The sequence below is a fragment of the Clostridium sp. NkU-1 genome, assembly GCA_001312405.1.
This window is the reverse complement of sequence record BBDR01000001.1, coordinates 87,807-100,979: the sequence shown is the minus strand read 5'-3', so window position 1 is coordinate 100,979 and position 13,173 is coordinate 87,807. Positions and strand designations below refer to the sequence as shown.

Genomic DNA, 13,173 nt, shown 5'->3' with positions numbered 1-13,173 from the left:
GGGTAAAAATAAACTGCTAACCGCAGCCTATTTTGTTAATTCTGACCCGCGAAGCACCACCTGATACGGAACAAAGATTTTTCTGCCGGAGCTTTTGCTCTCTTTATTGGACAGCTTGTCAATCAGCATTGCCATTGCTTCATATCCCTGTCTCTTTGCATCACGTTCAATGGTTGATAACCTGTAATCAATTATTTTAAGGGATTCAATCTGGTCAAAGCCTACGATTGATATGTCCCTGCCTATTTTAAGTCTCTGCTCGGTAAGATACTTGAGCACTCCCAGACTGGTCTGGTTATTGGAGGCAAAAATCGCTGTCGGCGGATCCGGAAGCTGAAGCAATTCCTTTGTCCGTTCATATGCCTTGATGATCTTAAAGTCACCGGATACAATATACTCTTCCTTAAGCTCAATCTTATAATCGCTTAAGGCCGCCTTATATCCCTTTAACCGGTCTTTTCCTGGCATAGAAGTATTTGGGCCTGTAATGATTGCGATCTTACGGTGACCGGCATGAATCAGCGCTTCCACTCCTTTATAAGCAGCGGCGTCATTTTCTACAAAAACCCCATCCAGACTGGAATTTTTAATGTTACGGTCAACTAAAACCACCGGAATCCCCTTGTTTTCAAATTGGATCAGCTTATCCAGAGTCACCCTGTCAAGCTCGGAAACCGGGGTTATGATCAATCCGGAAAGTCTTTGGCCTTCTGCCATCTGAAGGTACTGGTGTTCTCTTTCCTGCATTTCGCCTGTATCAAACAAAACAATGTTATACTGTTTATTAGCCGCCAGCTCTCCCATTCCGCTTATGATGCTGGAAAAAAATTCATTGGCTATATCCGGGACAATAACCCCAATACTGGAAGAGTCACGGATGCTTAAGCTTCTTGCTATGGCATTCGGTACGAAATCTGCTTCTTCAATCGCTGCTAAAACTTTCTGCTTCGTTTCGTCCTTTACATATCCAGACTGATTGATCACTCTGGATACAGTCGCAGAAGAAACCCCCACCTTTTTGGCAATATCCCGTATGTTCATTTCTTAAATCTCCTTTATGTAACCGGTTACATATGCATATTAACATATTATATATTGAATGTAAAGTGTTTTTTAACATTTTTTTACAATGACTTTTGAACTTTTTTTTATAAAAGTGGGAAAATTGCTTCTTATTTACCTTCTCATTACTTATCTATTCTACTAATTGATTTTTTTCATCACTAATGCATCCTCCGGATCCCAATCAGCCGCAGTTGGCATTCCCCGCATTCAGGCTTATCCGTCAGCCCTTGAAAATAGACTGCATATTCTTTTTTACGGCTTTCACCAGTTCTTTCGGAAGCTTCTCTACTTGTTCCCCTAAAATTATGCCGTGAGCTCCTTGCAGCCGTCATTCCATATAAAATTAAATGTGCTTTCGCTGGCTGCACTGTTCTTTCCGATTTGAAAAGCGTAAAGGGCGACATCTTTCGATAAAAGCTCTTGGACAGCGTCCTTGGTGAGGCCGGGAAAACTGGAGGCTCCGTCAGTAATTTCAAAAACTATTTTTATTAGCTTTCCCATTTTAAGCTGCCTTTCTTCTGCAGGAGTGATGCTTCCGGATATTTCTTTCAGGCAGCTTGCATCGTCTGTAGCGCCATCGGTGGAATTAAGCCTTACGATGGAACGGATTATATCCGCCGATTCTTTCTCTCCGGAGGTTTTGTCGTTAAATTCTTTCATATGATAATATTGACTTCCGAAAAACCATGTTTCGCTCAAGACTTTTATTTTCTGGTTTAATTGTTCAGCATTTCGCTTAAGATATCTGTTCAAATCATCAATTGACAGCAACGTTACGGCCAGTGCTTCTCTTGCTGATTCAATCTTTGCAGCATTCATGGAGCCTGAATTATCTATAACAAAAGAAATTTCGATTCGTTCCGGCAATTGATCTGCCTGGGTTTCCAGCAAATATCTGCTGAACACGGGAAGATTTTTATAATTTCCTTTTTTCTCCGCTTCTACAAAATCAGGATAGGCGGCAATAAAACTGTTAACGTCCAGCTTACCTTTTATTTGCCTGTCTTTTTTTACGCTGATTTCTTTTTTTGGCATCACCAATAAGTTTACTCCAGAATTGACGCATCTGCTCTCTTTCCGGCTTCATTTTATTTGAATAATACTGAAAAAGCTGCTGATCATTCTGGCTGATGCCGTAAGATGTTAAGTCCACCTTTCCAATCATTGTATTTTGAACTATTTCATTGTTTTTCTCCTGCTGGTCCAGCATCTCTTCAAGGATCGTTTTTTCTTCTTCCTCAGTGGATTCCAATGTATCCCTTTTTTTCTTCTTCTGATTGTTCAAAAGGGCCTTTTCTTTCACTTACCTGTTCCTGAGATGCGCCTTGGGATTTAAAAAAAGTCCATTGCATCTATTTCTTCTTTCCATAATTGCTCAAATACAGGATAAATAAAAGAACGAATCAGGGAATCTCTTTCTAAAACACCCTCTTCGCTGTTTATCTGCCTAACTAATTGAGAATGAATAAAATCCAAAAAGGCTGATTCAATATCCTTTTGCTCAATGGATTCTCACCGCATCCTTTTATCTCAGGCGTTGATTTATAAATTTCCTTAAGGATAAAACTATTGATAAATGCCCTGTGCTTCGGCATTTCATCAATAGCCTTCATTTTATTGCCTGTCTGCTCCATATATGCAGCTATCTTTTTAAAATTAGCTTCATCTCTGTAAACAGGGCACATTTGCAGTACCCTTAAAAAGGAAGTAAGCTTATCCAGCCTGTGCAGAGCATCAAGTATTTCCTTTTTAACATATCCGGCTATAATATCCGGCTGATATGCGCTATCTTTTCCAAGCCCTTCTTTCTCAATGCGATGAAGGATATATCCGGTCATTCTGTCTTTTTCTTTTTTTCCACCCTTTGCCTCTGTACAGATAGGCTTTCGTTTGTTTTTTTCCAATCGGGATACATGGCAAGCTCATAATAAATATGCCATAAAATCTGATTTTCGTCTAAGTCCCTGTCCAAAAAAGCCGCCAGCGGAAGATATAATATGCCCTTGGACGGATTTAACAAAAATCTTTCAAGCTTTGGATCAGGTATATACATCAAACTGGAATCCCCAGTAAACGTAACTAACGAACGCTGCTCTCTCTGCAAAAAGGATTCCACATATTTTGTTGACTCTTCTATCAGCTTCTGTTCATCATAATTAGGCAAGCCCCTTTCCCTCCTACTGATATAACGGCAGCTCCCACAAAGCTTCCGGGGTATCGATTCTATTAATATTTAGTGTGCATAATTCGCCTTCTACTCCCATCAGCAAATACTTTGATGGATAAAGCTTCAGCACATCGGTAAAAAAAGGCCCCTTCCATAATTGAATCCTTATTGATATGCCATTTTCCGAAATTTTCTTCCAGCAAATATATAATTCCGTCTTCGCTTAATATTACGGCTGTTCCTTTTGAAGACTCTGCATCAAAAAGATTCCCTTTAAGAAAATCTCCTTCATCAGGAATGTTTATATCCCCTCCGTCAAGAGAAATGATATGAAGCTTACCATTATTCCCTATGGACAATAGAGTATCCTTCTGCCCCTTTTCATTTTCAAGACAATGGATTTTGCGTATTTCGCAATCTGGAATTTTAATTTTATTTACGATAGAAAGATTATGATAGTTCCGTTTTATAAAATATATTTCTCCTGTTTTGGTGCCGACGGCAAAATCATCCGCTCCTGTTTTCTCCATTCCGTTTATGTTTGAAATAGGAAGAGAAGCGTCTTTATGGAGGATCAGGCGGTATTCTTCTTTTTCTTTAACTAGTTCCAGCAAAACCAGCTCTTCCTGCTCTTTTTCCGCGGCTATCAAATTATGGCTTATGGACAGACATTGTCCAAACCAGCTCATTCCTGTTTCTGTCTCTATCTTTTTTATATGCATCTCCCCGCTTCCATTGGGGATTTGTTTAAAATTGCTGCACGATAATAAATAGCAGCCACCTTTGCTTCCAAAAAGCAGAATTTCATTCTTATTAAGCCTGTGAAAGGCCGAGATTTTTTCTTTAATATCTTTAACAGGCGGACTCCATTCCTCCTGAATCCTTTCCTTGCCGGAAGGTTCCGTTCTTTTGCTTATCTGAAAAAATTGCAATGCACAATCTGTACTTCCGGCAACAAACATATCCTCGGAAAGCCTTAAAACACTTTGAAAAAAATCCTTCAAAGCCACAGGCACCCAGCCTTGTTACAGATTCTGTTTTTATGGCGTCTTTTGAATTTCCTGCATATGCCCTGTAATGGGGAATCATCTCCGTAAGAAGCTTTTCCTCCTTAGCAGAAAGCACTTCAAGGCATTTTTCAAAATCATCGTCTAAAATGCCTGTTTCCCGAATTTTATTTAGTTTTTGCCTTAGGTCTTTTACCTGCTTTTTAAATTCTTCCTCATCAACCGATAAATTCAGCTTCATTTTAGCCTCCATGATTCTCCAAATGCTCAAGGAGAGCTTTTGAATGTTCTAAATGGGATAATTTCTGATCCAGCAGCTGATATTTTTTTTGCATCAATCCTCAGCGTATCTTCCAGGTCCGATTGAAAAATATTCTTTAATTCTTCCGGTATGTTTTTTCTTTGGGTACCCTTTCCAAAAAGCATATGAACTACATCCAAATGGCTCAAGGTCTGGGTTTGGGGCGAACATAGCGATACGGGCGGGTTCTGATTTCGTCGTAAGTGGTGGTTGATTCTCCTATGCCTTTGGTTTCAATCTTCCAGCCTTCCTCTGCCGGAAAAAAAGCCAAAGCGCACTGCCTGAGAAAGAATATAATTCTGATCGTCGGAATAAGTGATAGAGCTTATAAATCCATCCCACAGGGCCTTGCTTAAATCCTTTTCTTCTCCTTGATTCCAATTATCCAAAACGTGCAGAATATTTCTTATGGACAATACAGATTCTCTAAGCTCCAGCTCCTCGCCGGAAAAATCCTTCTGCTCTTCATCCTTCCATTTTCCCATAAATACATTTTGGGTAACACGGCAAAGCTGAGAAAACCGAAACAGCTCTTCAAGGGTCCGTTTGGGATTGGGAATTTGAATTGTTCCGTTGGCATTTGAAAGCCTTGCAATAATAACTCTGAAAAGTTCATTTTTTTCCGGGTCTGCCTGTTCTTCCATAGAGCCTTTGGTATTCTGGGGAACATAATTATATTCTATAGTTACAAACCGGGATTTAAACGCAGGGTTAAGCTCGTTCGTGCCTTCGTAATTAACCATCTGGGTAGACAAATTTCCTGTTCCTATAAATGCAAACCCAGGCTTAATCAAGACAGGGCCTACCCCTGTTATATAAGCCGTACCCCCTGCATGGCGCTGCAGTATATCGTTTAATGCAATGAGATTCTGCATCGCGATGGTGTTAATCTCGTCAATTATTACAGGCCGGCCTTCTTTTACCGCGATTAATATTTCCTTCTCAATTTTCTTGATTTCCGTACCGAAAGCACTGTTGCTTGCAACCAATAAATCGGAGAAACTGTTCCATATCTGTATTTTAAGCTGAAGCTTTTCTTCTTCCGTCATCTGCTGAAGCTTATCTTCGTTTTCATGCATCCACTGATAAAAATCTCCGATGATCATATCCAGATAATCTTTATAGGATTTTTGAGAAAAGCTATGTTTGAGGGTCAGTGTCTTCTCCACAAACATATCTTCATAGGTCAGATTGTGAGAACCGGATATAAAGAGCGGCTGCAAATACTCTATTTCTTCTTGCGTTCCATTTGTCAATATTTCCTTATAATGCTGCTTTCGCTGTGTATTTATCTCCTTGAATTTTTCAATAGCCTCTTTTTCTCCGGCCTTTGGATTGGCGCAATACCATTTCTCCATTTGATCTTCAAGGTCTGCCTGAATTTTATTCTGTATTGAAAAATCCATGGCAGCTTCCGTGGCAAGCTGGGTCTTTCCGCTTCCTAAATGCCCTACAATATATACCGGCATTCCAAGGTTTAAAGAATCTATTACCTTTTCCTTTGCTTCCATTACATAAGGAACCGTTACTAAACGCTGCTGATGCTGGGTTTCTATATCGCTCAGCAATTGGCGGGTATGATAAAATTCCCATGCTTCGGCAGAGCTGTCCAAAAGCGTTTCTATCTCTTTTTTTAGGCGCTCTATACGGTCAATTCTGTATCTCGTAGCGGAATTGCTTCTGTGATGGGAATAATGATTGCTCTCATAGCTAACCCGCCTTTCCCATTTAAGAAAAAAAAGTCTCGTACTCAATAAGATTTTCAATTTCCTCTATTGTCAGACCCTGATTTGCTGTTTCCTTTTCAACATAGGCCCTGTATTTTTCAAAATATTCAATGTCTGTATTTTCATCCGCCACAGAGCTTTCGCTTATCTGTTCAAATCTTCTAAAGGCCTTAAAAAAAAGCCTCCTTGCCCGTCTGTAATTCTATTGTGCTCATCCTCTAATAACTGTGAAGCTTCCTTTCGCAGCTGCTTTTCATACTGCTCCTGCATGGCTTCAATTGAGGGAATACAGCGCGGTTCAATGTTGTGTTTATCCTTCATGGAAAATTCCCCTTTGCACAATATTTATAGTCAAATAAATTCAAATAAGTAACAAAAGCCTGTTTTCCGCAGTTCATCATCCCGGTTCCTTGGGAACGGTCCGTTTTTTCTGAACCAGAGCTTGTTTTAAAATCCATGAACAATGCATTTTTAGAAGTTTCAAAACATGCTCTATGACTGATATAGGCTTCTGTTACTTTTATTTTTACCGTAAACGAAATTGAAAACCGTTATAGGACTTTTAGAACCTTTCTTAAACGGAATTTATACATTTTTTTAACTTGACTGGCTATAAATTAAAATCCCGGCTTTTAAAAAAACCGGGATTTTAACTTTTTTATCTGATTTCACAACTTTGGCTAATTTATAAAACCCCATGGTCTTTCAGCATTACCTCAATGTCCGTTCCAGCTAATTGCTTCATAATCTTGCGTTTTGTAAGAGGTGGCAAGTCTAACTTGGGTTTTTCTCCGTCAAGCAGACATATACCTGCGCTGAGAAGATAACGAATATCGTAACGGGAAGCAAATACTTCAGGAACACCCTTTTCCACTCCGGTTAAAACATATACGGCTTCCATAGCTGTACGCCCGGAATATTCAATGGTAAATACTGTATCGCGGCCGGGATCATCCAATGTTTCAGCGAACTGTCCAAGGAAAGCAAAGTTTACTGCATTCTTAGGCACTACATAAGGACGGTCACCAGATTCACGGGGCATAAATTGAGAAGTTATGTACGGCATCATTACCGGGATACCTGTACATGTATTGGCTAACTCCTCTATTTCATTAACAGGTACGCCTATATGATACAGCCATTCTTTTGTTATTTCCTTGCCGGTACAGTCTCTCATGGGCTTTTTAATATAGTCTCCCGGAACATCAGAGAATAAACCGTATACCCAGACTACAACGTCTTTTTCAGGCTGTCCGTAGTACTGTTCCTGACGGTTTATTGTCCAGCTCATAAGCCATGAAGAATCCAATGCGGTAACGATACCGCCTGTTACTGTACGGCCTGTATAAGGTGAGCGTTTTGTAATCTTTTCAATATATTTGGGCACGCTTTCGTCATGGCATGTTACAGTACAGGATTCCCAATTGGATTTTTCAGGCTCTCCGCAGAATTTATCCGGTCTTCCGAATTCATCGCATTGATCGGCAATATTTTTCCAAAGTTTCCAGCATCCGCCAAGCTCTTTATTGAAAGGAGCAGGCGTATTGTCATCACCGTATCCGGAACCTTCTGTCATGGAACCGTTTGTAATAAATACTAAATCATTTTCCGACAAGTCTATGGAAATGTCTTTTCCTTCTTTATCTACTGCAATAATCTTTGTAGCAGCTTTCTTTTCTTGAGAAATCGCAAACTCTACATTGTTTACGGTAATTCCATATCTGAATGTTGCTCCATTTTCCTTCAAATATTTAACCATAGGCATTACGAAGGAAGTATACTGGTCATGGCGTGAGAACTGCAAAGCTGAAAGGTCAGGTAAACCGCCCACATGATGTATGAAACGGTTCATGTAAAGCTTCATTTCAAGTGCGCTGTGCCAGTTTTCAAAGGCAAACATAGTTCTCCAATATGTCCAGAAATCACTGTCAAGAAGCTCGTCGGAGAATACGTCTTCTATGGTTTTGTTTTCAAGCTCTTCATCGGATGTTGATACAAACATAGCGAGTTCTTTTGCAAGTTTCTGGCCTAAATTGAATTTACCGTTGTCATAGCGAACGCCGCGTTCTTTTGTAATACGGCAATTGCTGAAGTTGGGGTCTTCAAGGTTTGTATAATACAGATGATCCAATACAGTCATATTCGGATCCTCTGTTGAAGGTAAAGAACTGAACAAGTTCCAGAGAACCTCGAAACACTGGCCCATTTCACGGCCGCCGCGTGCTACATAACCTGCGTTTTGCATAACTGCACCGTCCAAAGAACCTCCCGGAAGGTCAAGCTGCTCTAAAAAAAACAATTTTGCTGCCGTCCATATGGGCGTCCCGAATCAAAAAACAGCCTGCTGCCAAGCTCCGATGCCTGTACCGATTAAATAAGCTTTCTTATCATCGATTCCTTCCGGCTTTCTTGCATGAACCAAAGCATGATAGGTGCCGTTTGTAAGAGTAAGTCTTTCATCATGAGTTTTAATTTTCATTCTTAGCCCCTCTTTCAAGATTTTTACTTTAAATAGTAACTAAAGTGATGTATAGCAAAATAAATGAATAACAGGCTTTTGTTACTCCCTTCATGCTATTTTGCTGTAATTAGAGTTTTGAGCGTTCATCCGGCCTTAACAACAGGCAAAATTTCTTCAATTTTTGCGAAAGCCGGCGCTCTTTTTTCCTAACTGAGTTTATCATATAACATTTTCACAACTTTTCATTAGACAAATAAGCCAAGTGTTCGAAAATTGAACACTTGGGCTTATTTGTCTAACATTTTGATCTTAAAATAATCGAATTCCGTAAGCGGCAAATGCTTCAGAAAAATCAGATTGAAATATTGCCCTGTCTATCCGGCCTATTTGCTTATTTTAAGGTTTGTTTGCTTTAATTATCGATTTTATTTGACAATATTTTAAAAATTGAGCTTTCCGCTCCTTTTAAGAGACAGTGTAATATGACCGTCAAAAAGTTCGCCGATGCGTCTGATAATTACATTGGGATCTTCTTTCATTCCTGAGCCTATCCAGTGCAGCACCATTTCAGTAAGAGCGCATTGATAGAAAGAGGCTATGAGTTTTTTATCTTTGGTGGAAGCTTGGATCCCGTTGCTTTCGCTTTCCCTTTCGACATAACGGTACATAACATTTCCGGCGACGCTGAAAATATAGTTTTCCAATTCCTCTCTCTGCATGGAATTATATACATGATAAACGGCTCTTCTGTTTTCCATTGCAAATTTCGCTGCAACAAGAAAGCCTTCCTCATGAAAGGGTATCGTTATATTCATCAATGGCAGTTTGAAGCTCCGAATGGAAGATTTCCGATAGAATGGCATATATATCAGGATAATGGTAATAAAAAGTATTTCTGTTAATATTACAGGCTGTAACAATATCTTTTACTGTGATTTTATTCAACGGGCGCTCATTCAGCATTTTAACGCACATATCCCGAATCATTTTTTTTAGTATATTGCTTTGCCAAATCACACCTCCAGAACCCTTTATTTTTACTTATTATTATAACATAAAAGCCAATATTTGCAAATTCAAGCGCTTCAGGAAAAATGAAATTATTAAAAATTTTTCGGATTAAAAGTAAAATATGTAGTGACTCGGCCATCTTCATCATTCATAACATATGCAGTGTGTCTTTCCGGCTCTCCTAATGCAGCTCTATACCGACTACAACCTCTGTCATGCTCATGGTTTTTATGTTCCGGATATATCTCCTGGCTATTAATTAAAGCAAACTTAGTATTATACACTTTTTCTCCTTCTTCCGTTTAAGCCTTTAATGAGGCAAGATGCTCTTTTTGCTTGAAACTTGCGAATAGCATATTGTTTTTTTGGAACTTTAAAATTGTATGTGCTGCTCGTATTGAATTACATGGATTTAAGGAAAATCAGAGATATTAAAGAACTGCCGGAAACGCGGAGAATGGAACATATCTTAACAATGAGAATAAAAAAGCTGGAGCCCAATTTCTGAGCAACAGCTTTTTCTTAAAGTCTCCTTTTAAATAAGACCTGATACGGCATTAAATAATATTTCCACAACATTTGCAGAAATTATTAAGCCTCAACGTTGATGATTTCTTTCTTGTTGTAAGAACCACAAGCCTTGCATACTCTGTGAGGCATCATAAGTTCACCGCACTTGCTGCACTTCACTAAATTTGGAGCGCTCATCTTCCAGTTTGCTCTACGTTTGTCTCTTCTCGCTTTAGAAGATTTGTTCTTTGGACAGATAGACATGGTTACACCTCCTTAAACTTTTTAAAAATATCCTGGATGACTGCCATTCTAGGGTCTGTAGACCTAATATCGCAGTCACAAGTCTCATGATTGAGATTTGTTCCACATCTATTACAAATCCCCTTACAGTCTTCACTGCAGAGAACCTTCATAGGCAGGTTCAGTATGAGTTCATCACAAACCAACTGGTCTACATCCAGATTATAACCATTAACAAATGGTTGTTCTTCGAAATCTTCCACAACTCCCGTATCCGTCTCACCTAAATCAAGGGCACGGATCACATCAAAACTCAGGTCAACACGCACTGGCTCCAAACAGCGGTCACATGGAATGAGCAAAGTTAATTTCGCCTTGCCTTCCACTTCCAGCTTTTTGTCTCCCAGGTTCATAATCCGCAGCAGCACAGGTTCTGCATCCACCACTTCATAATCACCACCTGGTCCGTGATAGACCTTCATCTCAAGATCGGGTGTGTAAGTTTTCTCTTTCCCTTCCAGGGTGAACAACTCAGTTAAATTAATAAGCATACTAGTCTCCTAATACGCACCTATGTTATTATACATATGGGTGCACAATTTGTCAACAAATATTTCCATATTTGAAGTAACAGTTCAGCCATGTAGAAACATTTGGCGGTTCGCAGGTGGAAACCTGCTCACCAAATTGTACAAATGTTTCCATAGGGCGGTCAAGCAGATATTCGCAATCCACTTTACTACTTGCTCATAACCGACAAGCAGCGATCGCTGCTTGTCGGTTAAATTATGAATGGTATGGCTGAACTGTAACCCATACACAACATCATGTACATTTTCCCCCGGATTATACCAGAGCCTTTGTCTCCCTTGCAATGGCCAGCTCTTCATTGGTAGGAATTACACATACCTTTACCTTGGAATCAGGTGTGGAGATCATGACACGTTTTCCTCTTGTCTTATTGACTTCATCATCAATGGAAACACCAAGATAGCCTAAATATTCGCAAACTGCACCTCTGATAGGTCTATCGTTCTCACCTACGCCTGCAGTAAACGCAATGGCGTCAACGCCGTTCATTGCTGCTACATAAGCGCCGATGTATTTTGCCACGCGGTAAATAAATGCCTGAATGGCAACATCAGCCAGATGGTTTCCTTCTCCCTGTGCCTTCTGCACATCACGGAAATCGCTGGAAATACCGCCGGACATACCAAGGATACCGGATTTTTTATTTAAAATGTCCAGTACCTCATTGACGCTCTTGCCTTCTTTATTGCAGATAAACTGTACAACGGCAGGATCGATATCACCGCTTCTGGTACCCATGATAAGTCCCTCTAAAGGAGTGAGTCCCATGCTGGTATCCACGCACTTGCCGCCGATGGAGGCAGAAATGCTGGCTCCGTTTCCTAAATGGCAAACAATTACCTTGCCGTTCTTAGGATCCAGATCACAATAATTTAAGGCTTCATTGGATACAAATTTGTGGCTTGTCCCATGGAAGCCGTAACGGCGAATGCTGTATTTCTCATAATACTCCTGAGGAATTGCATACATGGAGGCTTTTTCAGGCATTCCCATACCAAAAGAGGTATCAAATACCGCTACATTAGGAACTCCTGGCATTGCTTTCTCACATGCTTCGATTCCCATTAAGTTTGCCGGATTATGCAAAGGTCCTAAATCAAAACAGTCACGGATAACCTTTTTCACATCTTCATTTACTACGATGGAATCGCTGTAAATTGTGCCGGCATGAAGAACCCGGTGTCCTACTGCAGAAATTTCACTGGTATCTTTGATTATGCCGTATGTTGGGTCAACCAAGGCATCCATAACCATCTTGATAGCAACGGTATGGTCCGGCATCTCTTTTTCTAGTTCCATTTTCTCTTTTCCTTCTGCCTTGTGGGACAGCCTGGAACCGTTAATGCCGATTCTCTCGCATAAACCGATTGCTAAGACTCCCTCATTCTCCATATCGATCAACTGGTATTTTAAGGAAGAGCTTCCGCAGTTAATAACTAAAATTTTCATATTTTTTTGATTCTCCTTTATTTATTTAATAATTTCACCGTACTGTTCTCTGCTGCAGCTTGCTGCATTGGATTCATCTGTATCAATGTGCATTGCCAAAGCATATTTTTCATTTACACGTACAACCACATCTCCGAAGATAAGGCTTCTACCATCTGTAGCAACCTTCACAGATACGATTTCACCATCCTTAACACCAAGCTTTTCTGCTTCTGCAGGAGTTGCATGGATATGACGTTTTGCAACGATCACGCCCTCTGTTATCTCGATTTCACCGACAGGTCCAATGATCTTGCACGCACCACTGCCAGCAACGTCGCCGGATTCTCTCAAGGGCGCAGCAATTCCAATGGAACGGGCATCGGTTGCGGAAAGCTCTATCTGAGTCGCTTTTCTAACCGGTCCCAAAATGGAAATTCCTTTAAACTCACCCTTAGATCCTATAACAGTTACTCTCTCCTCACAGGCAAACTGACCTGGCTGGGATAAATATTTTTTTCTTTGTTAACTCATAGCCCTTTCCAAATAAAATCTCAAGATGTTCCTGAGTTAGATGTACATGTCGAGCTGATGTTTCAACGATAAAATTCATACCTATCTATTCTCCTGTTCTTTTAATCGATGTTTTTCACCGATTCTCA

General features: G+C 40.1%; 16 protein-coding genes and 2 pseudogenes. All 18 read right to left on the bottom strand.

Going from position 1 to position 13,173, the window contains the following annotated elements:
* Window positions 1-27: 27 nt before the first annotated feature.
* The 18 genes and pseudogenes from JCM10519_RS00460 to JCM10519_RS00410 all read right to left on the bottom strand — a co-directional run bounded on the left by JCM10519_RS00460 (window position 28) and on the right by JCM10519_RS00410 (window position 13,124).
* The gene (locus JCM10519_RS00460; RefSeq protein ID WP_054737644.1) at window positions 28-1,041 is read right to left on the bottom strand and encodes a substrate-binding domain-containing protein; all 1,014 of its coding nucleotides are present in this window, start codon (window positions 1,039-1,041) and stop codon (window positions 28-30) included.
* 327 nt (window positions 1,042-1,368) lie between these two features.
* On the bottom strand, window positions 1,369-2,100 hold the full coding sequence (locus JCM10519_RS24680; protein ID WP_347842660.1) for a vWA domain-containing protein: 732 nt from the start codon (window positions 2,098-2,100) through the stop codon (window positions 1,369-1,371).
* Complete coding sequence (locus JCM10519_RS24675) at window positions 2,051-2,368, bottom strand: hypothetical protein (RefSeq protein ID WP_347842659.1); 318 nt, start codon at window positions 2,366-2,368, stop codon at window positions 2,051-2,053. Before JCM10519_RS24675 ends, JCM10519_RS24680 begins: the two co-directional genes overlap by 50 nt.
* Before the next feature lie 148 nt (window positions 2,369-2,516).
* Entirely contained in the window at window positions 2,517-2,903 is a 387-nt protein-coding gene (locus JCM10519_RS24670; RefSeq protein ID WP_347842658.1) for a hypothetical protein, read from the bottom strand.
* Entirely contained in the window at window positions 2,900-3,229 is a 330-nt protein-coding gene (locus JCM10519_RS24665) for a hypothetical protein (RefSeq protein ID WP_347842657.1), read from the bottom strand. The genes JCM10519_RS24670 and JCM10519_RS24665 overlap by 4 nt, the downstream gene beginning before the upstream one ends.
* 62 nt (window positions 3,230-3,291) lie before the next feature.
* Window positions 3,292-3,762 carry a hypothetical protein gene (locus JCM10519_RS24660; RefSeq protein WP_347842656.1) on the bottom strand — a complete coding sequence of 157 codons (471 nt, stop codon included), beginning with the start codon at window positions 3,760-3,762 and terminating at the stop codon, window positions 3,292-3,294.
* Between the two features lie 322 nt (window positions 3,763-4,084).
* Window positions 4,085-4,480, bottom strand: a complete 396-nt coding sequence (locus tag JCM10519_RS24655; RefSeq protein ID WP_347842655.1) for a hypothetical protein — start codon at window positions 4,478-4,480, stop codon at window positions 4,085-4,087.
* Between the two features lie 26 nt (window positions 4,481-4,506).
* The gene (locus tag JCM10519_RS24650; protein ID WP_347842654.1) at window positions 4,507-4,665 is read right to left on the bottom strand and encodes a hypothetical protein; all 159 of its coding nucleotides are present in this window, start codon (window positions 4,663-4,665) and stop codon (window positions 4,507-4,509) included.
* 108 nt (window positions 4,666-4,773) lie between these two features.
* A complete protein-coding gene (locus JCM10519_RS00445; RefSeq protein ID WP_347842653.1) occupies window positions 4,774-6,294 on the bottom strand; it encodes a hypothetical protein in 1,521 nt (506 codons plus the stop codon).
* Window positions 6,269-6,400, bottom strand: a complete 132-nt coding sequence (locus JCM10519_RS24645) for a hypothetical protein (RefSeq protein WP_347842652.1) — start codon at window positions 6,398-6,400, stop codon at window positions 6,269-6,271. Before JCM10519_RS24645 ends, JCM10519_RS00445 begins: the two co-directional genes overlap by 26 nt.
* A gap of 11 nt (window positions 6,401-6,411) precedes the next feature.
* On the bottom strand, window positions 6,412-6,588 hold the full coding sequence (locus JCM10519_RS24640) for a hypothetical protein (protein WP_347842651.1): 177 nt from the start codon (window positions 6,586-6,588) through the stop codon (window positions 6,412-6,414).
* A gap of 364 nt (window positions 6,589-6,952) precedes the next feature.
* Window positions 6,953-8,566 carry an oleate hydratase gene (locus JCM10519_RS00440; protein ID WP_347842650.1) on the bottom strand — a complete coding sequence of 538 codons (1,614 nt, stop codon included), beginning with the start codon at window positions 8,564-8,566 and terminating at the stop codon, window positions 6,953-6,955.
* 30 nt (window positions 8,567-8,596) lie between these two features.
* Window positions 8,597-8,746, bottom strand: a complete 150-nt coding sequence (locus JCM10519_RS24635; RefSeq protein ID WP_347842649.1) for a hypothetical protein — start codon at window positions 8,744-8,746, stop codon at window positions 8,597-8,599.
* A gap of 422 nt (window positions 8,747-9,168) precedes the next feature.
* Window positions 9,169-9,715 (bottom strand): annotated as a pseudogene (locus JCM10519_RS00435) (TetR-like C-terminal domain-containing protein).
* Window positions 9,716-10,330: 615 nt separating this feature from the next.
* On the bottom strand, window positions 10,331-10,513 hold the full coding sequence (rpmF, locus tag JCM10519_RS00425) for a 50S ribosomal protein L32 (RefSeq protein WP_024835773.1): 183 nt from the start codon (window positions 10,511-10,513) through the stop codon (window positions 10,331-10,333).
* Window positions 10,514-10,515: 2 nt separating this feature from the next.
* A complete protein-coding gene (locus tag JCM10519_RS00420) occupies window positions 10,516-11,043 on the bottom strand; it encodes a YceD family protein (protein ID WP_054737642.1) in 528 nt (175 codons plus the stop codon).
* A 295-nt stretch (window positions 11,044-11,338) separates the two neighbouring features.
* Entirely contained in the window at window positions 11,339-12,532 is a 1,194-nt protein-coding gene (locus tag JCM10519_RS00415) for an acetate/propionate family kinase (RefSeq protein ID WP_054737641.1), read from the bottom strand.
* Between the two features lie 21 nt (window positions 12,533-12,553).
* Window positions 12,554-13,124: pseudogene (locus JCM10519_RS00410) on the bottom strand (phosphate propanoyltransferase).
* Window positions 13,125-13,173 lie beyond the last annotated feature (49 nt).